The sequence below is a fragment of the Enterobacter cloacae complex sp. OE43NF genome (assembly GCF_023544405.1).
GTDB classification, from domain to species: domain Bacteria; phylum Pseudomonadota; class Gammaproteobacteria; order Enterobacterales; family Enterobacteriaceae; genus Enterobacter; species Enterobacter cloacae.
Map to the genome: position 1 here is coordinate 123,304 of NZ_JAMJFW010000003.1, position 20,807 is coordinate 144,110.

Annotated in this window: 19 protein-coding genes and 2 pseudogenes; 11 read left to right on the forward strand and 10 right to left on the reverse strand. The window is 57.7% G+C overall.

Features of this window, described 5'->3' with window-relative positions; genetic code table 11:
• Positions 1-39: 39 nt before the first annotated feature.
• The 4 genes from zntA to M8370_RS02955 all read left to right on the forward strand — a co-directional run bounded on the left by zntA (position 40) and on the right by M8370_RS02955 (position 5,200).
• Positions 40-2,214, forward strand: coding sequence for a Zn(II)/Cd(II)/Pb(II) translocating P-type ATPase ZntA (gene zntA, locus M8370_RS02940; RefSeq protein WP_250020461.1), 2,175 nt, complete (start codon positions 40-42; stop codon positions 2,212-2,214).
• Positions 2,215-2,410: 196 nt separating this feature from the next.
• The gene (locus tag M8370_RS02945) at positions 2,411-3,382 is read left to right on the forward strand and encodes a TRAP transporter substrate-binding protein (protein ID WP_013099147.1); all 972 of its coding nucleotides are present in this window, start codon (positions 2,411-2,413) and stop codon (positions 3,380-3,382) included.
• Between the two features lie 11 nt (positions 3,383-3,393).
• Positions 3,394-3,903 carry a TRAP transporter small permease gene (locus tag M8370_RS02950; protein WP_023621484.1) on the forward strand — a complete coding sequence of 170 codons (510 nt, stop codon included), beginning with the start codon at positions 3,394-3,396 and terminating at the stop codon, positions 3,901-3,903.
• A gap of 10 nt (positions 3,904-3,913) precedes the next feature.
• Positions 3,914-5,200 carry a TRAP transporter large permease gene (locus M8370_RS02955; RefSeq protein ID WP_250020462.1) on the forward strand — a complete coding sequence of 429 codons (1,287 nt, stop codon included), beginning with the start codon at positions 3,914-3,916 and terminating at the stop codon, positions 5,198-5,200.
• A 5-nt stretch (positions 5,201-5,205) separates the two neighbouring features.
• Here M8370_RS02955 and tusA read toward each other — a convergent pair whose 3' ends face one another.
• Positions 5,206-5,448, reverse strand: a complete 243-nt coding sequence (gene tusA / locus M8370_RS02960) for a sulfurtransferase TusA (protein WP_014833603.1) — start codon at positions 5,446-5,448, stop codon at positions 5,206-5,208.
• A 167-nt stretch (positions 5,449-5,615) separates the two neighbouring features.
• On the opposite strand from tusA, the gene M8370_RS02965 reads away from it, so the two are divergent.
• Both M8370_RS02965 and M8370_RS02970 read left to right on the forward strand, forming a co-directional pair.
• The gene (locus tag M8370_RS02965) at positions 5,616-6,281 is read left to right on the forward strand and encodes a 7-cyano-7-deazaguanine/7-aminomethyl-7-deazaguanine transporter (RefSeq protein WP_013099151.1); all 666 of its coding nucleotides are present in this window, start codon (positions 5,616-5,618) and stop codon (positions 6,279-6,281) included.
• 72 nt (positions 6,282-6,353) lie between these two features.
• Complete coding sequence (locus tag M8370_RS02970) at positions 6,354-6,911, forward strand: DcrB family lipoprotein (RefSeq protein WP_013099152.1); 558 nt, start codon at positions 6,354-6,356, stop codon at positions 6,909-6,911.
• A gap of 4 nt (positions 6,912-6,915) precedes the next feature.
• Here M8370_RS02970 and M8370_RS02975 read toward each other — a convergent pair.
• Positions 6,916-8,168, reverse strand: a pseudogene (locus tag M8370_RS02975) (MFS transporter).
• A gap of 109 nt (positions 8,169-8,277) precedes the next feature.
• Between M8370_RS02975 and M8370_RS02980 the strand changes: the two are divergent.
• A pseudogene (locus M8370_RS02980) lies at positions 8,278-9,329 on the forward strand (AI-2E family transporter).
• 104 nt (positions 9,330-9,433) lie between these two features.
• Positions 9,434-10,033: a 4'-phosphopantetheinyl transferase AcpT gene (gene acpT / locus M8370_RS02985; RefSeq protein ID WP_250020464.1), complete on the forward strand. Its 600-nt coding sequence runs from the start codon at positions 9,434-9,436 to the stop codon at positions 10,031-10,033.
• Here acpT and arnF read toward each other — a convergent pair.
• The 8 genes from arnF to M8370_RS03025 all read right to left on the reverse strand — a co-directional run bounded on the left by arnF (position 9,984) and on the right by M8370_RS03025 (position 18,205).
• Complete coding sequence (gene arnF, locus M8370_RS02990) at positions 9,984-10,388, reverse strand: 4-amino-4-deoxy-L-arabinose-phosphoundecaprenol flippase subunit ArnF (protein WP_250020465.1); 405 nt, start codon at positions 10,386-10,388, stop codon at positions 9,984-9,986. The two genes, acpT and arnF, sit on opposite strands and share 50 nt — an antisense overlap.
• A complete protein-coding gene (gene arnE / locus M8370_RS02995; RefSeq protein ID WP_250020466.1) occupies positions 10,385-10,723 on the reverse strand; it encodes a 4-amino-4-deoxy-L-arabinose-phosphoundecaprenol flippase subunit ArnE in 339 nt (112 codons plus the stop codon). Before arnE ends, arnF begins: the two co-directional genes overlap by 4 nt.
• Positions 10,720-12,375, reverse strand: coding sequence for a lipid IV(A) 4-amino-4-deoxy-L-arabinosyltransferase (arnT, locus tag M8370_RS03000; protein ID WP_250020467.1), 1,656 nt, complete (start codon positions 12,373-12,375; stop codon positions 10,720-10,722). Before arnT ends, arnE begins: the two co-directional genes overlap by 4 nt.
• Positions 12,372-13,274 carry a 4-deoxy-4-formamido-L-arabinose-phosphoundecaprenol deformylase gene (gene arnD / locus M8370_RS03005; protein WP_250020468.1) on the reverse strand — a complete coding sequence of 301 codons (903 nt, stop codon included), beginning with the start codon at positions 13,272-13,274 and terminating at the stop codon, positions 12,372-12,374. Before arnD ends, arnT begins: the two co-directional genes overlap by 4 nt.
• On the reverse strand, positions 13,271-15,253 hold the full coding sequence (arnA, locus tag M8370_RS03010; RefSeq protein ID WP_013099175.1) for a bifunctional UDP-4-amino-4-deoxy-L-arabinose formyltransferase/UDP-glucuronic acid oxidase ArnA: 1,983 nt from the start codon (positions 15,251-15,253) through the stop codon (positions 13,271-13,273). The genes arnD and arnA overlap by 4 nt, the downstream gene beginning before the upstream one ends.
• On the reverse strand, positions 15,250-16,233 hold the full coding sequence (arnC, locus tag M8370_RS03015) for an undecaprenyl-phosphate 4-deoxy-4-formamido-L-arabinose transferase (protein WP_250020471.1): 984 nt from the start codon (positions 16,231-16,233) through the stop codon (positions 15,250-15,252). Before arnC ends, arnA begins: the two co-directional genes overlap by 4 nt.
• 1 nt (position 16,234) lies before the next feature.
• The gene (gene arnB, locus M8370_RS03020) at positions 16,235-17,374 is read right to left on the reverse strand and encodes a UDP-4-amino-4-deoxy-L-arabinose aminotransferase (RefSeq protein WP_038985084.1); all 1,140 of its coding nucleotides are present in this window, start codon (positions 17,372-17,374) and stop codon (positions 16,235-16,237) included.
• Between the two features lie 324 nt (positions 17,375-17,698).
• Positions 17,699-18,205, reverse strand: coding sequence for a phenolic acid decarboxylase (locus M8370_RS03025; RefSeq protein ID WP_029883623.1), 507 nt, complete (start codon positions 18,203-18,205; stop codon positions 17,699-17,701).
• A gap of 99 nt (positions 18,206-18,304) precedes the next feature.
• On the opposite strand from M8370_RS03025, the gene M8370_RS03030 reads away from it, so the two are divergent.
• The 3 genes from M8370_RS03030 to M8370_RS03040 all read left to right on the forward strand — a co-directional run bounded on the left by M8370_RS03030 (position 18,305) and on the right by M8370_RS03040 (position 20,782).
• Positions 18,305-19,186, forward strand: coding sequence for a LysR family transcriptional regulator (locus M8370_RS03030; RefSeq protein WP_029883624.1), 882 nt, complete (start codon positions 18,305-18,307; stop codon positions 19,184-19,186).
• Between the two features lie 32 nt (positions 19,187-19,218).
• The gene (locus tag M8370_RS03035) at positions 19,219-20,013 is read left to right on the forward strand and encodes an SDR family NAD(P)-dependent oxidoreductase (RefSeq protein ID WP_020687718.1); all 795 of its coding nucleotides are present in this window, start codon (positions 19,219-19,221) and stop codon (positions 20,011-20,013) included.
• A gap of 106 nt (positions 20,014-20,119) precedes the next feature.
• The gene (locus M8370_RS03040) at positions 20,120-20,782 is read left to right on the forward strand and encodes an HAD family hydrolase (protein ID WP_013099181.1); all 663 of its coding nucleotides are present in this window, start codon (positions 20,120-20,122) and stop codon (positions 20,780-20,782) included.
• Positions 20,783-20,807: the final 25 nt, after the last annotated feature.

Here is a 20,807-nt window from a genome sequence, read left to right on the forward strand (position 1 = left end):
CTGCGGTTAATGAGAAAATTATCATTACCGGAGAGTGCCATGTCGACTCCAGAAACACCTAAAAAAGCCCCACAATTTTCAGCATTTAAGCTCAGCCCGGTGCCAGCGAAAGATGACTGCTGCTGTGACGGGGCATGCGAAACGCAAAACGCGCAGCCGCTGCCTGAAAGCGGAAACCATTACAGCTGGGTGGTTGACGGCATGGATTGCGCGGCCTGCGCCCGCAAAGTCGAAAATGCGGTAAAACAGATCCCCGGCGTCAGCCACGTGCAGGTGCGCTTTGCGACCGAAAAACTGCTGGTCAGCGCCGAGAGTGACGTTAGCGAGCAGGTTGTGTCCGCGGTCAGCCAGGCCGGTTATTCCCTGCGTAGCGAAACGGCCCCCGCCGAAAAAACCGCTCCGCTGCGAGAAAATCTGCCCCTTATCGCGCTCGTGATGATGATGGCCCTGAGCTGGGGTCTGGAGCAGATCAACCACCCGTTTGGCAATCTGGCGTTTATCGCCACCACGCTTGTCGGGTTGTATCCCATTGCCCGTCAGGCGCTGCGGCTGATGAAAAGCGGCAGCTGGTTCGCCATCGAAACGCTGATGAGCGTGGCAGCTATCGGCGCGCTGTTCATTGGTGCCACAGCGGAAGCGGCCATGGTGCTGCTGCTGTTCTTAATTGGCGAACGTCTTGAAGGCTGGGCGGCAAGCCGGGCGCGTAAAGGGGTCAGCGCCCTGATGGCGCTTAAGCCCGAAACCGCCACACGAGTAACCGGAAACGAACGCCAGACGGTGGCCATTAACGCGCTGCGTCCGGGCGATGTGATTGAAGTCGCAGCCGGAGGGCGCCTGCCTGCGGACGGTACCCTGCTCACCGCCACCGCGAGCTTCGACGAAAGCGCCCTCACCGGCGAGTCAATTCCGGTTGAACGCGCGGCCGGTGAAAAAGTACCTGCGGGCGCCACCAGCGTCGACCGTCTGGTCCAGCTCACGGTACTTTCCGAACCCGGTGACAGCGCCATCGACCGTATCCTGAAGCTGATCGAAGAGGCCGAGGAGCGTCGCGCCCCCGTCGAGCGATTTATTGACCGCTTCAGCCGGATTTACACCCCCGCCATCATGCTGGTTGCCCTGCTGGTCACTATCGTTCCGCCGCTGTTCTTTGGTGCGCCGTGGGAAGGCTGGATTTACAAAGGTCTGACCCTGCTGCTGATTGGCTGTCCGTGTGCGCTGGTGATCTCCACCCCGGCGGCCATTACCTCCGGTCTGGCGGCAGCGGCGCGTCGTGGTGCCCTGATAAAAGGCGGCGCGGCGCTGGAACAGTTAAGCCAGGTGCAGCAGGTGGCGTTCGATAAAACCGGCACGCTGACCGTCGGCAAGCCGCAGGTCACCGGCGTGTATCCGCAGGATATCGGTGAAGATGAACTGCTTACGCTGGCCGCCGCCGTAGAGCAGGGTTCCACTCACCCGCTGGCGCAGGCGATTGTGCGTGAAGCGCAGTCGCGCGGGCTGGCCATTCCGGCGGCAACGGCGCAGCGGGCGCTGGTTGGGTCCGGGATTGAGGCCGACATCGACGGTAAAAAGGTGCTGATTGTCGCGGCGGGTAAGTCTTCTAACTCAGAGGTTGAGGCGTTAGAACAGACCGGACAAACTGTGGTAACCGTCATGCAGGACGGCGTCGCCAAAGGCATGCTGGCACTGCGCGATACCCTGCGTGATGATGCGAAAGAGGCCGTCGCAGCGCTCCATCAGCTGGGCATCCAGGGTGTGATCCTCACCGGCGATAACCCGCGTGCCGCCGCCGCGATTGCCGGAGAGCTGGGGCTGGACTTTAAGGCCGGATTACTGCCTGCGGACAAGGTCAGTGCCGTGACGGAGCTGAACAGCCATGCTCCGCTGGCGATGATCGGCGACGGAATCAACGATGCGCCAGCGATGAAAGCATCCACCATCGGGATTGCCATGGGCAGCGGTACCGACGTGGCGCTGGAAACCGCCGATGCCGCGCTCACCCATAACCGCCTGACCGGGCTGGCGCAGATGATTTCCCTGGCACGCGCCACGCGCGCCAATATTCGCCAGAACATCAGCATCGCCCTGGGGCTGAAAGGGATTTTCCTCGTCACCACCCTGCTCGGCATCACCGGGCTGTGGCTGGCGGTGCTGGCGGATACCGGCGCGACGGTGCTGGTGACGGCCAACGCGCTCCGCTTACTGCGACGCAAATAACACGCAATGCACGCCTGGCCGGGTAAAGCGTAACGGCAACCCGGCCTTCCCTTCTCAAAAATCTAAACCAGCGTTTCAGAAATTCACGCTTTTGTGAGGCGCTTCACCTCCGTTTTCCAGGCCATAGTGTAATTTTTAAACGTACAAAACTAAAACACCGTTTTAACACTTACCTCACTACCCTGGAGTTGACTTGATGAAAACGACCCTCAAGCCGTTACTGGCCGCTCTGTGTCTGTCTGCTTTTGCCTGCTCCGTTTCTGCGCAAACCATTAAAGCCGCCGATGTGCATCCTGAAGGCTACCCGAACGTGGTAGCCGTACAGCACATGGGGGAGAAACTCAAACAACAAACCGACGGCAAGCTGGAGATCAAGGTCTTTCCCGGCGGCGTGCTCGGGGATGAAAAGCAAATGATTGAACAGGCGCAGATGGGGGCGATCGACATGATCCGTGTCTCCATGGCTCCGGTGGCGGCGATCCTGCCCGATATCGAAGTCTTTACCCTGCCCTATGTGTTCCGCGATGAAGACCACATGCACAAAGTCATCGACGGCGATATCGGCAAGCAGATTGGCGACAAACTGACCGCCAACCCCAAATCGCGGCTGGTGTTTCTCGGCTGGATGGATTCCGGCACCCGCAACCTGATCACCAAAACGCCGATCGTCAAACCGGAGGATCTGAAAGGCAAAAAAATCCGCGTTCAGGGAAGCCCGGTGGCGCTGGCGACACTGAAAGACATGGGGGCTAACTCGGTGGCGATGGGGGTCAGTGAGGTTTACAGCGGCATGCAGACCGGCGTAATCGATGGCGCTGAGAATAATCCGCCGACCTTCATCGCCCATAACTATATGCCGATCGCCAAAAACTATACCCTCAGCGGCCACTTCATTACCCCGGAAATGCTGCTCTACTCAAAAGTGAAATGGGACAAGCTCAGCGCAGACGAACAGCAGAAAATCCTGACCCTGGCGCGCGAAGCGCAGTTCGAACAGCGCAAGCTGTGGCAGGCCTATAACGCCGAGGCGCTGGCGAAGATGAAAGCCGGTGGCGTGCAGTTCCACGAGATCGACAAATCGGTATTTATCAAAGCCACAGAGCCGGTGCGCGCGCAGTATGGCGAAAAGCATCAGGACCTGATGAAAGCCATTGCTGACGTTCAGTAAACGGAGAACGTATGTCCGAACTCTACCTGAAGTGGATGGACCGGCTGTATCTGCTCGCCATGGGCGTAGCGGGATGCGCGCTGCTGGTCATGACGGTGGTGATCCCGATTGGCATCTTCTCGCGCTATGTGCTGAATCGCGGTGAATCCTGGCCGGAGCCGATTGCCATCATCTGCATGGTGACCTTTACGTTTATCGGCGCGGCGGTGAGCTACCGTGCCGGGTCACACATCGCGGTGAACATGCTGACCGACCGACTGCCAGACATGCTGAAAACAGCGTGTGCGCGCGTGGTGGATCTGCTGATGCTGCTGACCTCGCTGATTATGTTCTGGTACAGCTACTGGCTGTGTGTCGAGCTCTGGGAGCAGCCGGTCGCCGAGTTTCCGATCCTGACGTCAGGGGAGAGTTATCTGCCGCTGCCGATTGGTTCTGCGGTGCTGATCCTGTTTGTCATTGAACGTCTGCTGTTTGGCTCACAGGAAAACCGTCCTGTGGTGCTGATCGGCAACCACAGTTAAGGGGTGAACAATGGATGCATTCGTTTTGTTATTCACCCTCGCCATTTTGCTGGCGCTGGGTATGCCGGTGGCGTTTGCCGTCGGCTTAAGCGCCGTCGCGGGCGCGTTGTGGATCGAGTTGCCGCTCGAAGCGCTGATGATCCAGATCACCAGCGGGGTTAACAAATTTACCCTGCTGGCGATCCCGTTTTTCATCCTGGCGGGGGCGATCATGGCGGAAGGCGGCATCGCCCGACGGCTGGTGAATTTCGCGTATGTTTTTGTCGGTTTTATTCGCGGCGGACTGTCGCTGGTGAATATCGTGGCCTCCACCTTTTTCGGCGCGATTTCCGGTTCATCGGTGGCGGATACGGCCTCCATCGGCAGCGTGATGATCCCGGAGATGGAGAGAAAGGGGTATCCCCGCGAGTATGCGGCGGCGGTCACCGCCAGCGGGTCGGTGCAGGCGATTTTAATCCCGCCCAGCCACAACTCGGTGATCTACTCGCTGGCCGCAGGCGGTACGGTCTCCATTGCCACGCTGTTTATCGCAGGCGTGCTGCCGGGGCTGCTGCTGGGACTGTGCCTGATGACGCTGTGTCTGTGCTTTGCCCATAAGCGCGGCTATCCAAAAGGCGAAAAGATCCCCTTTAAACAGGCGCTGAAGATTTTGCTGGACGCTCTCTGGGGGCTGATGACGGTGGTAATTATCCTCGGCGGGATCATGTCCGGGATATTCACCGCCACCGAATCCGCGGCGGTCGCCTGTCTGTGGGCATTCTTTGTCACCATGTTCATCTATCGCGACTACACGTGGAGCGAACTGCCGAAGCTGATGTGCCGGACGGTCAAAATGGTCACTATCGTGATGATCTTGATTGGTTTTGCGGCGGCGTTTGGCGCGGTGATGACCTACATGCAGTTACCTGTGCGCATCACGGCGTTCTTCACCTCGCTCTCGGATAACAAGTACGTGATCCTGATGTACCTCAACATCATGCTGCTGCTGATTGGCACCCTGATGGATATGGCGCCGATCATTCTGATCCTGACGCCGGTGCTGTTGCCGGTGACCCAGTCGCTTGGGATCGACCCGGTCCATTTCGGGATGATCATGATGGTGAATCTGGGGATCGGGCTTATCACGCCGCCAGTGGGTTCGGTGCTGTTTGTGGCCAGTGCGGTAAGCAAGCAGAAAATCGAACATGTGGTGCGCGCGATGCTACCGTTTTACGGCATGCTGCTGCTGGTGCTGGGAATGATAACGTACATCCCGGCGATTTCGCTGTGGCTGCCGGGATTGTTAGGCATGCAGTAAGGGGGTTACCCCTTGCGGATCAAATACCGGTACGGCAGCGCTTCGGTCTGCTGTGCCACCAGTTCATGCTCCATAAAGGTACAAAAACCGGGGATATCGCGGGTGGTTGCCGGATCGTCAGCGATGATCAGCAGCGTTTCGCCGGTTTGCATATTGCGCACGGTTTTGCGCACCATCATTACCGGCTCAGGGCAGCGGAGGCCCTGCGCATCAAGGGTGTGGTCTGGAGTGGAAAACAGATCGGTCATAGTGTTCTCGGTCAGATAAAAACGGCTGTAGTTTACGCCCCGTAGCCAGCAATGCAAACCAGGTTAACGGTTGCGTAAAAACTAACCATTGCATTGTCCTGCCAAAGCAGTATCATGCTGCGGTTTTTATTGGGTTCCCTCACCCCAACGTATAAAAAGGTCACAATATGACGCCGTTTTCTGAATCGCAGCGCGTAAAAGCGTTGTTCTGGCTTTCGCTTTTTCATCTGCTGGTGATCACCTCCAGTAACTATCTGGTGCAGCTGCCGATTGCCATCTTTGGTTTCCATACCACCTGGGGCGCGTTCAGCTTCCCGTTTATTTTTCTCGCCACCGATCTGACCGTGCGTATTTTTGGCGCACCGCTGGCTCGCCGCATTATTTTTGCGGTCATGCTGCCGGCGCTGTTCGTGTCGTACGTTATTTCCTCCCTGTTTTACATGGGAAGCTGGCAGGGCTTTGAGGCGTTAACCCACTTCAACCTGTTTGTTGCCCGAATCGCTACTGCAAGCTTTATGGCCTATGCGCTGGGGCAGATCCTCGACGTGCACGTATTTAACCGCCTGCGTCAGAATCACCGCTGGTGGATGGCCCCCACCGCCTCGACGCTATTCGGCAACGTCAGCGATACGCTGGCCTTCTTCTTCATTGCCTTCTGGCACAGCCCGGATGCGTTTATGGCCGAACACTGGATGGAAATTGCGCTGGTGGACTACTGCTTCAAGGTGCTTATCAGCATTGTCTTCTTCCTGCCGATGTACGGCGTGCTGCTGAATATGCTGCTGAAAAGACTGGCAGATAAATCTGAAATCACAGCATTGCAGGCTGGTTAAGGGTTCGCTTTATCAGTTGTGATAAGATGGACAAATGAGCCGTTATGGCCGTTTATCGAAAGGAAGAAGTCAATGCGCAATCTGGTTAAATATGTCGGGATTGGCCTGCTGGTTGTCGGCCTTGCAGCCTGTGATAACAGCGACACGAAAACGCCTGCTCAGGGCGCGTCTGCAGAGAGCAACGCAACCGGTCAGCCGGTGAACCTGCTGGACGGTAAACTCAGCTTTTCTCTGCCAGCGGATATGACTGACCAGAGCGGCAAGCTGGGTACCCAGGCGAACAACATGCACGTCTATTCCGATGCAACCGGGCAGAAAGCGGTGATTGTGATTGTGGGCGACGACACCAGCGAAGACCTGGCCGTGCTGTCCAAACGTCTGGAAGATCAGCAGCGCAGCCGCGACCCGCAGCTGCAGGTGGTGACGAACAAGTCCATCGAACTGAAAGGCCACACGCTGCAGCAGCTGGACAGCATTATCTCTGCAAAAGGTCAGACAGCTTACTCTTCCGTGGTGCTGGGTAAGGTTGATAACAAACTGCTGACCCTGCAGATCACCCTGCCAGCGGAAGATCAGCAGAAAGCGCAGACTGCCGCTGAAAACATCATCAACACCATCGTGATTCAGTAACACGTCAGGATGATGACGTGGCCTCCGGTGCCTGCACCGGGGGCCATTTTTTTAGCCGCCACGTGAGCATCAGGGCCATCACCACCAGACCCGCAGCCGCAAGATAGATAACCGGCACGCCTGCCCAGGCCATGACCAGCCCTGCCAGCGGCCCGGTAATGCCCAACGACATATCCATAAACACCGTGTAGGTTGCCAGCGCCGCCCCCTGATTCTGCGGCGGCACGGCTTTCACCGCCACCACACCCAGCGCCGGGAAGACCAGCGAAAAACCGGCTCCGGCGAAGAACACGCCAACTTTTGCCATCCACGGCGCGGTCGCTATACCGGTCAGCAGCAGCCCGACAATCTCAACCGCAAAGCAGATCATCGCCACATTCAGCCCGCCCAGGCGGTTAATACCGTTCGGGAAGAGCAAACGGGCACCCACAAACGCACAGCTGAACAGGGTTAACGCAAAGGCCGCCCCATCCCAGCCTTTGGCGTCATAAAACAGCGTGATAAAGGTGGCGATCACCCCAAAGCCGGTAGTTGCCAGCGCCAGTGCCATACCATACGGCCAGACGCGCCCCAGCACTGCCCGGAACGGCAGCGGTTTACCTTTGCTGGCCTTCACTTTCGGGCGCGGCAGGGCAAACAGGATCGCCACCAGCGCGACCACCATAATGGTGCCCGCCAGCCCGTACAGTCCGCCATACGCATAGCACATCACCCCAAGCGGGGCGCCAAGCGCCATTGCCCCGTAGGTGACAATGCCGTTCCAGGAGATCACCCGGCCAATGTGCGGTGCCCCGACCACGCCTACGCCCCACAGCGACGAGCCGGTTCCTGCCAGGCTTTGCCCAATACCGAGGATCACCCGGCCCAGGCACAGCAGCACCAGGCTGACCAACGGCCAGTGGCTGGTCGTTGCCGCCAGCAGGTAACTCAGGCCACTGAGAAAACAGCCGCATAATCCTGTGATCACAATGCTCTTCGGCCCGAACAGATCCGCGTAGCGACCCGCATGCGGGCGACTCAACAGCGTGGCGAAGTACTGCAGGCTAATCACCAGCCCCGCCCAGAATGCGCTAAACCCCATCACGTCATGAACGTAGCCCGGCAACACCGCCAGCGGCAGGCCAATCGTCAGATAACTGGCAAAGTTAAAAATCACAACGGAGACAATGCGCAGATTAAGGCGTAATCCGCTTAATGCCGGTTCGGCGGCGGGTTCGGGCATGAGGTTTTACCTGGATTTTTGCAACAGTGTTTCACTATTACCACGACGCCAGCAGAAAATCAGCAGCGACTTTCAGATTAACGGTGCCAGACGAAGCGGAACCCGCGCACTACACTTAACGGGCAATCACATTAAGGAACACGAATGACCCCTAACCCGCCCGACAAAGCAGGACTCCACATCCTGTTAAAACTCGCCTCTCTGGTGGTGATCCTCGCCGGTATCCATGCTGCCGCCGATATTATTGTCCAGCTTCTGCTGGCGCTCTTTTTTGCCATTGTGCTTAACCCGCTGGTGACCTGGTTTTTGCGCCGGGGTATCAGCCGCCCGGTGGCCATAACCATTGTGGTTATCGTGATGCTGATTGCCCTCACCGCCCTTTTCGGCGTGCTGGCCGCCTCGCTGAGCGAATTCTCCACGATGCTGCCGCAATACAACAAAGAGCTGACGCGCAAGATCGTGGCGCTTCAGGAGATGATGCCGTTTCTGAATCTGCATATTTCGCCGGAACGGATGTTGCGCCGGATGGATTCCGAAAAAATCATGACCTACGCCACCACGCTGATGACCGGCCTGTCCGGCGCCATGGCCAGCATTTTGCTGCTGGTCATGACGGTGGTGTTTATGCTGTTCGAAGTGCGCCACGTGCCCTATAAGCTGCGTTTCGCGCTGAATAATCCGCAAATTCACATCGCCGGTTTACACCGCGCGTTAAAGGGCGTCTCCAAATATCTGGCCTTAAAAACCCTGTTGAGCGTCTGGACCGGCGTGATTGTCTGGCTGGGGCTGATGCTGATGGGCGTGCAGTTCGCGCTGATGTGGGGAGTGCTGGCGTTTTTGCTGAACTATACGTGCCCAACATTGGCGCGGTACTCTCCGCCGTGCCGCCCATGATTCAGGCGTTTCTGTTTAATGGCTTCTATGAGTGCATGCTGGTGGGGGCGCTGTTCCTCGTGGTGCATATGGTGCTGGGGAATATTCTTGAACCACGGATGATGGGCCACCGGCTGGGCATGTCGACGCTGGTGGTGTTCTTATCCTTACTGATTTGGGGATGGCTGCTGGGCCCGGTTGGGATGCTGCTGTCGGTACCGCTCACCAGCGTCTGTAAAATCTGGATGGAGACCACCAAAGGCGGCAGCAAACTGGCGATACTGCTGGGGCCGGGCCGACCCAAGAGTCGGCTTCCCGGGTGATTTTCCGTTACTGATTAGCCATTGTTGAGGTCAATGGATTATAGTAATGGTTTCGCCGCGCAACTTTACAGCTATCGCGTTTTTGACTGAAGGCCAGACGTTATATGTACCAGGTTTTGCTGGGAAAAATCTCCTCGCTGAGCACAGACCAGTGGGCGCAAGCCCTCTCCCAATACGCTCCGCAGGGTGCTCAACGCGCCCGTTGGCTGGCGGGTCGAGGGCTACTGTCGCGTGTGCTGGCGCCACAGCCTTTACCGGAGATTGTCTACCGTGAACAGGGCAAACCCGTGTTTGCCGACGAGTATCCTCTGTGGTTCAGCGTGAGTCACTCGGAAGATGATATTGCGTTAATTATCAGCGATGAAGGTGACGTAGGCTGTTCGCTGGAGCATATCCGTCCGCAGGAAAACTGGCCTACGCTCGCCAATGCCGTATTTAGCAATGCCGAGCATGACGCGCTGGAAAAGGAAACATTCGAAAACAAACTCAGCACATTCTGGCGTATCTGGACCCTAAAAAAGGCCATCCTTAAACAACGCGGTGGTCATTCCTGGCAAATGGTCAGCATTGACAGCAGTGCCGCGCTGCACTCAACGAGCCAGTGCCGGACAGGTTTGCTGAGCCTCGCCGTTTGCACCACCACGCCCTTTGAGATTACGGCGTCTCTGATCCATTCTGTACACGCTGAGCTGGCCGAAAAATAACCAGCACGCCCAGCATAATCAACCCGACACCCGCCAGCCCCTGCCACGAGAACGACTCATCCCAGCCGGGCAGCAGGATCGCCGCGCCCCACACCAGAATATAACTGAGGCTCAGCAAGGCGTACGCTTTGCTGAGCGCCATGCGATGCAGCGCCAGATACCAGCAGCCCATAGAGGCCACATAGCCCATCAGCCCCAGCAGCAGCGCGCCGGTACCGGACGAAAAATGCCAGAGAGCCCTGAAAAATGCCAGCGCCTCGCCGACGGGCGGAAGCGCCTGCATGGCGCTGCGCAGCAGCAGCTGCGCGGCACTGACTAACGCCACGCTGCATAACGCCCAGCACGCCCCTTTCACAGGCTTCCTCCCAGCAGAACAATCCCGATCATAATCAACCCTACGCCCAGCCAGTGATGTCGGGCCACCTTCTCATGCCAGAGCCATTTCGCCGCCAGCGTCACCCAGACAAAATTAAGGCTCAGCATGGGATAGGCGACCCCGACGGGAAGACGCTGCAATACCACCAGCCAGACCAGCATGCCGCAGCCCAGCGCCAGCAAGGCGAGCCCCAGCCAGAGCACAATATGCGCGCCACGCCGCCCGGTTTTCACCGGACGGGTCGCTTGCTTCTGACAGAGCTGTCCCGCGCAGGTCAGCAGGCTTGCCAGCACCAGCCAAAGCCAGGTCATCATTGCGGCAAATACTGCAGGTAAGCCAGCCGCCCCTGGATATACAGGTAGTCCGGCTTTGGCAGGTTATCCCGGTTCAGATCGTCGTTCTTCGACAGCAGGATCACCAGCGACACGCTCCCCTGCTGGCGATGCCTCGCCAGCCACTGCGCAAAGTCATCTTTAGTGATAAAGCGGTCTTTCACGTCCGGATAATCCAGCCCGTAACGCAGCTCACCGCTCTGACCAAACATGATGATGTCATTACGTTTAAGCTCCCACGCCAGCCCTGCCGCCACGCCGACGTTATCGGCCAGCACGAACCGGCTCTGCTGGAGCGGGTCGCGCACGGTATCCACCAGCGACTGTGGCTGTTTGGAGTCCACCACCAGGTTGGGAATGGCAAAACCAATCAGCAACGCCAGCCCGGCAGGGCACAGCGCCGCCATCCACCAGCGCTGCTGGCTCCGTCTGAAGCTAAACCAGCCCACCACGGCCCAGACGAGGAAGGCCACCACCGCGCAGAAGACTTTATACAGCTCGACCGACGTCCAGACCGGGTGCTTAGCCAGCCCCCACGGCGACACGACTAACGCCGCGATGACACCGAGGGTACCGAACGCCAGGTTGATCCCGGCATTGATACGTAACACGCTGGCCCCCTTTTCCGCAGCGAGGCAGGCATAGCGCGCCATCAGGATCGCCAGCGGGGCAAAACACGGCAGGATGTAGGTAGGCAGCTTGCCTTTGGCAATGCTGAAGAATAAAAGCGGCATCACCACCCAACCGAGCAGATAAAGCCCGCCGCCTGCCGGATGTTTTTCACGCCAGCCCAGACGCAGCGCACCGGGCAACAGCGCCAGCCAAGGCAGACTGCCCGCGACCAGGAATGGCAGGTAATACCAGAACGGGGCTTTGTGCTGGGCGTCGCTCTGGGCAAAACGCTGAATGTGTTCAACCCAGAAGAAGTAGCGCCAGAAATCGGGTTCACGCTGGGCAATCGCCAGCCCCCAGGGCAAGACAATAAGCACGCAGCTCAGGATCGCAAGCCCGCCAAAAATCAGCACCTCTTTCCAGCGCTTTTGGGCAATCACCCACGGCAGGACGCCAAGGACCGGCACCGCCAGAGCGAGAAAGCCTTTGGTCATCACCCCCATGCCGCAGGCCAGCCCCAACATGATGTAGCCCCCCGCTTTGCCAGCCAGGGTCTGCGCCTGCGAGGCCAGCCAGAAACTGCACATCGCCGCCGCCAGCCACAGGGAGATGATGGGGTCGAGCACGGCATAGGTGCCAATGCCATAGACCAGAAACAGCGTCAGGAAGATAAGGCCGGAGAACAGGGCAACGCGTTTATCGCGCCAGAGTTGCCAGGCCATCCAGATAACCAGTAGCGCCGTCAGGCCGGTGGAAAAGATGGCCCCGGCGCGCACGGCAAAGTTTGTATGGCCAAACAGCAGTTGCCCGAGGCTGTTGACCCAGTAGCCAGCAATCGGCTTTTCAAAGTAACGCAGCCCCAGAAAATGCGGCACAATCCAGTTGCCGGAGGCGAGCATTTCACGGCTGATTTCCGCATAGCGCGTTTCATCAGGCTGCCATAACAGACGGATATCAACCGGAATGAGATAGTAAACAATAAACAGGGCGAAAAGCCCTAAGCCATAACGGGCGACTTTCATGGTACCGGACTCACGGTTTGTTGATAGCCAAGCCAGCCTTCCCGGCCAGCCATTTCACTTCGCACAATTTTGCCGACGGGCAGCGTACTGAGATCGTCTGGCAGCAGGTCGATCAACGGGCAGAACTGAATCCCCTCCTGCGCCGCCAGCGTCAACAGCGCATCGAAATCATGCTGATACGCAATCCCTTCCACCTCGGCGTGGATGGTGTAGACCGGCGTGCCAGTGTCGCGATGTATACGGTCCAGAATGTAGCGGTTGAAGCCGTCGGCGGTCACCTCGCGCCCCACCACTTCATCCCAGGTGGGCAGTGTGACCGGGATTTGCACCGTGCCAACGCGGTTTTCACCGAGCTGCGGTAAAAATGGTCCGCTGCCCCGGCAATCGCTGTTGTAGCGAAACGCGAACGGCTCTTTGGCTTTCACGACGCGTTGATCCGCACGCCATCCGGCCACGGCGGAGCAGCGCACCGACTGACCGATAATGGCCTCCAGCTCCCGCAGACCACGCTCGATTTCCCGGGCCAGGCGAGGAATGTCCCAGACGCCCGCCCGGGCCTGCCAGGCATGGTGATCCCAGGCATGCAGGCCGACCTCATGGTGCTGCGCCGCTTCACGGATGATGGCTTCGTTACCCGCGCCGATACGCCTGCCGGGCCATGCGGTACCGGCCAGCAAAATATCCCAGCCGTAGAGCGATGCTGCGCGCGAGCGCAGCATTTTGAACAGAAATGCCGGTTTAACCAGACGCCATAAATGACGTCCCATGTTGTCTGGCCCCACGCTGAAGAAGATGCTGGCACGCACATCGTGCTTGCTCAGCAGCCTCAGCAGTCCGGGAACGCCGTCACGCGTTCCCCTGAAGGTATCGACATCAATGCGTAAACCGACTTTTTTCATGAGGCCTGTTCCGACAGCTCCACGGTGCGCAGGAAGAAATCGAGCGTCTCATCAATGGTCTGCTCCATCTTCACCGTTGGCGTCCAGTTCAGGCAGCGCTTCGCATTGCGAATGCTCGGCTTGCGGTGCTCAACGTCCTGGTAGCCTTTGCCATAGTAGCTGCTGCTTTCCACTTCGCGGAATCCTGCAAACGGCGGGAACTGGTTACGCAGCGGATGGCGCTCGAAGCTTGCCAACAGCATTTCGGCCAGTTCACGAATGCTCGCTTCGTTATCCGGGTTGCCGATGTTGATGATCTCCCCGTTGCAGCGGCCATCCTTGTTTTCAATGATGCGGAACAGGGCTTCGATGCCGTCGCTGATGTCGGTGAAGCAGCGTTTTTGTTTACCGCCTTCAATGAGCTTAATGGGCGAGCCTTCCACCAGGTTCAGGATCAGCTGGGTAATGGCGCGGGAGCTACCAATGCGCGCCGCGTTCAGGTTATCCAGACGTGGCCCCATCCAGTTGAACGGCCGGAACAGGGTAAAGCGCAGCCCTTCTTTCTCGCCGTAGGCCCAAATTACGCGGTCCAGCAGCTGTTTAGAGACGGAGTAAATCCAGCGCTGCTTGTTGATCGGCCCGACCACCAGGTTAGAGGTATCTTCATCGAAGTTTTTATCGGTACACATGCCGTACACTTCGGAGGTGGACGGGAAGATGATGCGCTTATCGTATTTCACGCAGTCGCGGATAATCTTCAGGTTCTCTTCAAAGTCCAGCTCGAACACACGCAGCGGGTTGCGGGTGTACTCAATCGGCGTGGCAATGGCGACCAGCGGCAGCACCACGTCGCATTTTTTGATGTGGTACTCGATCCACTCGGAGTGGATGCTGATATCCCCTTCCACGAAATGGAAGCGCGGGCAATCAAGGAAACGGCTGATGGCATCGGAGCCAATGTCGAGGCCATAAATTTCGTAGTTATCGTCTTTCAGCAGACGCTCGGTCAGGTGGTTACCAATAAAACCGTTCACGCCGAGGATCAGCACGCGGGTGCGGCGCTTAATTGCCACCACCGGGGCGCTGGTGATCAAGGCGCCGGGAACCAGCCCCAGAGACTGCGCCAGCTGCGCGCCCTGCACATAAACGCCGTTGTCGGTCTGACCGGTCACGATCTCCAGCGCCTGCTCGCCGCAGCTAACAATCAGCGGAGAGACAGAGACGATAGTGCCCGGTTTCGCGGCCGGGACATCGTCGCGCACGCGGGATTTCCAGACGATGAATTTGCTGACGCCGGCAAAGCTATACGCCCCCGGCCAGGGGTCGGTCACCGCGCGTACCAGGTTGTGCAGCTGGCGGGCGGGCTTGTTCCAGTCCAGACGGCCGTCTTCCGGCGTGCGGCGGCCAAAACAACTCGCCTTGCTCTCGTCCTGAGCGGTCTCGCTGAAGGTGCCGTTCAGGATGGTTGGCAGGGCATCGCGCAGCAGGCTTTGCGCCACCGAGCAGAGTTTCTGATGAAGCTGCAGCGCCGTCTCATCCGCATCAATGGCAACACGCTGCTGCGCAATGATGGCGCCCGCATCCGCGCGGTGCACCATGCGGTGCAGGGTCACGCCGGTTTCAGTTTCGCCATTCACCAGCACCCAGTTCAGCGGCGCGCGGCCACGGTAGGCGGGCAGCAATGAGCCGTGAAGGTTAAATGCCCCTTTCGTCGCCAGACGTAAAATATCGTCGCAAATCAGGTTGCGGTAGTAGAACGAGAAGATGACATCCGGGGCGGTGTCGCGAATGCGATCCACCCACAGCGGGTGGTTGATATCGTCCGGCGCGTAGACCGGAATGCCGCGCTCGGCGGCGATACGCGCCACGGAGCCAAAGAAGTTATTCTCGCCTGCGGCGTCCGGATGCGTGAAGATGGCAGCGATATCATAACCCGCTTCAAGCAGGGCAAGCAGGCCCGCGCACCCCATATCGTGATAGGCAAAGACAACAGCTTTCATGGGTGTTTTTCCTCTTGAGAGACTTTGTGTTCCTGGCGGACAACACGTTGAATAAAGTAGCGCGGACGTGCGCGAACATCGTTATAGATACGGCCAATGTACTCACCGAGCAGGCCCATCCCGACAAACTGGGCGCCGATGAACATGAACAGCACGGCAAAGAGCATGAACACCCCTTCCGCCGCCCACTGGGGGCCAAAGACCAGACGCAGGACGACCAGCAAAACGGAAAGCGTGAACCCGGCCAGCGCGATAATGCTGCCAAAGACGCTCAGCAGGCGCAGCGGCGTGGTGGTCAGGCAGGTGATGAGGTCGTACATCAGGTTGATAAGACGCATAAAGCTGTACTTCGACTCCCCGTGCTCACGCTCGGCGTGCAGCACCGGGATCTCCGTCGCCTTACGGGCAAAGGTATTCGCCAGAATCGGAATGAAGGTGCTGCGTTCATGGCAGTGCAGCATGGCGTCGACAATATGGCGGCGATAGGCGCGCAGCATGCAGCCGTAATCGCCCATCGCTTTGCCGGTGGTGCGCTGGATCAGGCGGTTGATGGTGCGGGAAGCCAGCTTGCGGAACAGGCTATCCTGACGATTCTGCCGTACCGTACCCACCACGTCGTACCCTTCGTCGGCTTTGGCGACCAGCCGGGGGATCTCCTCCGGCGGGTTTTGCAGATCGGCATCCAGCGTGATGACCAAATCCCCCGTCACGTGGCTGAACCCGGCCATAATGGCCGAGTGCTGGCCATAGTTGCGGTTAAGCAGCACCGCGACGATATGGCTGCCTTCGGCCTGCGCAGCCTCGGTCAACGTCAGGGCGGAGTTATCGCTGCTGCCGTCATCCACCAGCAGGATTTCGTAGGCTTTGCCCAGCGTCTCGCAGGCGGCGGTGGTGCGGCGGATCAGTTCGGGCAGGCTCTCCTGCTCGTTATAAACGGGGATCACCACAGAAACTTTTTGTACAGGCGGCGCACTGAACATATCAATGTCCTGCAAGCTGATGGAGCGCGGTAATGACGCGGGTTGTGTCGTCATGAGTCATGTCCGGGAAAAGTGGGAGAGAACAAATACGCGCGCTGTTCCATTCAGAATGCGGGAGCGATACATCAGGAAAACGCTCGCGGTAGTATTTTTGGGTGTGTGCCGCGCGGAAATGCAGGCCAGTGCCGATACCCTTCTCCTTCAGGGCCGCCATCAGGTTATCGCGGGAGATCCCGCAGCGGGCTTCATCCACGCGAATAATAAACAGGTGCCAGGCGTGCACATGCGGCCATGATGGAATAGTGAGCGGCTGGAACGGCGTGTCGGCCAGCTCGCGCAGGTAGCGTTCGGCGATGTCCTGACGGCGTTTATTGGCCTGTTTCAGTTTGCCCAACTGCACCAGCGCCAGCGCGGCGTTGATATCCGCGAGGTTGTATTTAAAGCCGGGCACGATCACTTCGGCCTGCGGCGCGCGGCCGTGGGTCTGGCGGTCATAGGCATCGACGCCCAGACCGTGGAATTTCAGGCTGCGGATTTTTTGTGCCAGCTGTTCGTCATCCGTCACCACCAGACCGCCCTCGGCGCAGGTCATGTTTTTAATGGCGTGGAAGGAGAAAATTGCCGTGCCCTGCCAGCCCACGTGGCGGTCTTTGTAGTACGTGCCCGCGGCGTGTGCCGCGTCTTCGATCACCGGAATACCGTGACGCTCCCCCACCGCGCGGATAGCATCGATATCACACGGCGCACCGGCGTAATGCACCGGGATAATCGCTTTGGTACGCGGCGTAATCGCGGCGTCTACCGCGTCCGGGGTGACCATCAGGGTATCTTTGTCCACATCGATCATCACCGGGTTTGCCCCCAGCAGAACGATCATATTCAGCGTGGAGACCCAGGTCAGGGAGGGGGTGATGACGTCATCGCCAGGGCCAATACCCAGCGCCATCAGGGTGACGTGCATCCCGGCCGTTGCCGAACTGACGGCAATGGCGTGGTGATTCCCGGTCAGCTGACAAAATGCCTCTTCAAGCGCCTGATTTTTCGGCCCGGTCGTGATCCAGCCAGAGGTTAATACCTCCTGCAACGCCGCGATTTCCTCATTACCCATTGAGGGGCGGGAAAAAGGCAAAAAATCACTCATCATTAATTTCCTTGCAATAAGAATGGCATGCTTTTGATATTAACCAATTAGCGGACCGTTTATTTCAACGGTTCATAAACTCATATCAAGGTAGCGCTCATTTCTTAGGGAAAAATTAAGAGAGGGAATTAAAATGTTTTCACATGAATATAAATATCTTTAAAAACATAAAGTTATAAAATTATGAATTATTTATTTTGTGACAGCACTCAATTTTTTCAAAATGTAACGTTTAAACCAAAGCTCAACAAACAAAAAAAATCCCGGTTATTTCTTTAAAAACAGAAATAACCGGGAACTTTTCTTTTTAGTTAATTGTCGCGCTTATTTTAAATTATTTGGGAAGTCAGCGGGCAATTCACTGGCCGCACACGCAATTACGCTGTCATCGTTGGCCCCACAGTCGCGCACGAAGGTAATGGTGGCAAATTCATCAATCACTTCTGTTGGATAGGCCGGACCTGCATCGCGATAGCTGTTCATCAGTGGAATGTGATCGTTCTGGAAGCAGACGGTTTTTTCCGGGTTGTTCATGACCCAACGCGGGAAGAAGATAGTGCCATGGAACAGTTTGTCCCCAAGGTTCACAATCAGGCTAACGTCGGTGCCGGTGGGTTCAGTCCAGGAAATTTTATAAATACTCTCACCTACGCGAACAACATACACCTGCTGATCTTTTACCCAACGATTCCCCACCAGGCCGCTGTGAATACGGTAGTCGATGGTATTTTCATTTTTGATATAAATCTCGTAGTTCCAGCCATTATCGTAGGTATAAACCAGATGTTTGCCGATGAAGCCGCTTAAGTCGTGTTTGTCGAAGGTGCTCATATAATGTCTCCTTTGTTTTGATGAGACGATCCTACCCCTTCAAAAAATGAATGAATAACGCTATGTTTGAATCAAATTCATCCAAATTTTAGATTGATTATGCACAAGACGACGCTCGAACAATGGTCCTTGCTGGAGAAGGTAGTGGATGCAGGCAGTTTTGCCAGAGCCGCGGAAGAGACGCACCGCAGCCAGTCTTCCGTCAGCTATAACCTGGCGCTACTGCAGGAACGGCTGGGGGTGGCGCTTCTGGTGCAGGAAGGCCGTCGGGCGGTGTTGACCCCTGCCGGGGAACTGCTGCTCAACCAGGTCAAACCGCTGCTGAAAGCCTTCGCGTACGTTGAGACACGCGCGCTTACCCTGCGTAACGGAATGCGCACGCGACTGGATCTGGTGGTGGACAATATCTTTCCCCGCCGTCGTCTGTTTGCCATCCTGCGTCAGTTCCAGCAGCAGTATCCGCAGACTCAGGTCCGTCTCACCGAAGTGCTGGAAAATACCCGCGCCGATGCCATCAATGATGAAGCCGATGTGATGGTCTTAACCCGCCGCCAGGATATGACCGGGCTTGGCGAATGGCTGATGAATATCGACTTTGTTGCCGTGGCCCATCATCAGCATCCGCTCTTTCAGCTCGACGCGCCGCTGAACGACGACATGCTCCGCCCGTGGCCGCTGATTAAAATTGCGGACAACCAGACCGCGGCGCACTCCGCCAGTGGCTCGTGGACCTTTTCCACCATTGACGCGGCCATTGAGGCGGTGATGTCGCAGGTGGGTTACGGCTGGCTGCCGGAGGAGCGCATTCAGACTCAGCTGGAACAAGGGGTACTGAAGATGCTGCCGCTCAGCCATGGCGTGCGGCGAGCCACGCCGCTGCACCTGATTGTGAAGCGCTCGCTTAGCCCGCTGGACGAACAGGTTGAGTCGCTATTGCGCCTTTTTAGCCAGGAGCCGTCATCGTCACCTGCTACGCTTTAAGGTCCGAACGTTAAAACGATAAGGAGCAGATGATGAAAATCGACTTTACGGGGAAAGTGGCGCTGGTCACCGCCTCAACGGGTGGAATTGGCTTCGCCATTGCCAGAGGGCTGGCAGAAAGCGGTGCGGAAGTGATCGTCAATGGCCGCAGTACCGAGTCGGTGAATAAAGGTATTCAGCAGCTGCAGCAGGTAGTGCCGGGCGTGCAGGTGCGTGCCGCGATAGCCGATCTCAGCACGCCGGAAGGGGTCGAGTCGCTGCTGAAGGTGGCGAATAACGTGGACATTCTGGTCAACAATGCCGGGATTTACGGGCCGCAGGATTTCTATGCCACCGACGATGACACCTGGGAACGTTACTGGCAGACCAACGTGATGTCCGGCGTGCGTCTCTCCCGCGCGCTGCTTCCCGGCATGGTGAAGAAAGGCTGGGGCCGCGTGGTATTTATCTCCTCCGAGTCGGCCTGCAATATCCCGGCGGACATGATCCACTACGGCGTGACCAAAACGGCACAGCTCTCGCTGGCACGCGGACTGGCGAAGTTCGTGGCGGGTAGCGGCGTGACGGTCAACAGCGTATTGCCGGGGCCGACGATGTCTGACGGATTCGCAGAGATGATGAAAGACGAGATCGAGAAGACCGGTAAGTCGCTGGAACAGCTGGCAAAAGAGTTTGTGATGGCCAACCGCCCCAGCTCGGTGATCCAGCGAGCGGCCACGGTTGAAGAGGTCGCCAATATGGTGGTCTATGTCTGCTCAGCGCAGGCCTCCGCCACGTCTGGCGCGGCGTTGCGCGTTGACGGTGGCGTGGTGGATGACATTATCTGAGTGGCTCAGGCCGCAAGAATGAGAAAAAAAGCGTGAGGTTTAAGGACTGTGGCGCCAAAGCAGGTAAACTAACGAGCAGAATGTGTATTTCAGCTAAGACGTATTTATGACCAATATGATTGCCGACGAGACCGTGGCCAAATCTAACGTGCTCTCTGTCTTCGACTTTGATGGAACGTTAACACACCACGACAGCTTCATCCCTTTCCTGCGTTTTGCCTTCGGGAAACGTTACTTCGCGGGACGACTGGTGCGTATGGCATTGCCGACGCTCCACTGCGTACGCCGCAAGCTAACGCGTGATGAGCTAAAAGAGGTGCTGATCAAAACGTTCCTGACGGGGGTGGATGAACACTGGTTACGTCAGCAGGCGGAAGCGTTTTGCGAAAAATACTGGAACAAGCTGATGCGCCCCGAGGGGGTGCTGGCGGTGGCGGCGGAGGTGAACTCTGGCGCGGAAGTGACCATCTGTTCCGCCTCTCCGGCACTGGTGCTCCAGCCGTGGGCTGACAAGCTTGGCATCAAGCTGATTGGCACACAACTGGAAGTGAAAGACGGTAAGCTGACCGGGCGCATTACCGGCAACAACTGCCGCTGCGCCCAGAAAGTCGCCAGACTGGAAAAGGTGTATGGCAATCTGAACGAGTACCACCTGCGCGCCTGGGGGGATACCCGTGGCGACCACGAACTGCTGGCCGCAGCGCAGGATCCACACTGGCGGCACTTCCACCCACCGCGCAAGCGCCGCAACTCACCGATTAAGGGTTAGGTGCGGTCTGGTGCCCTCACCCCGG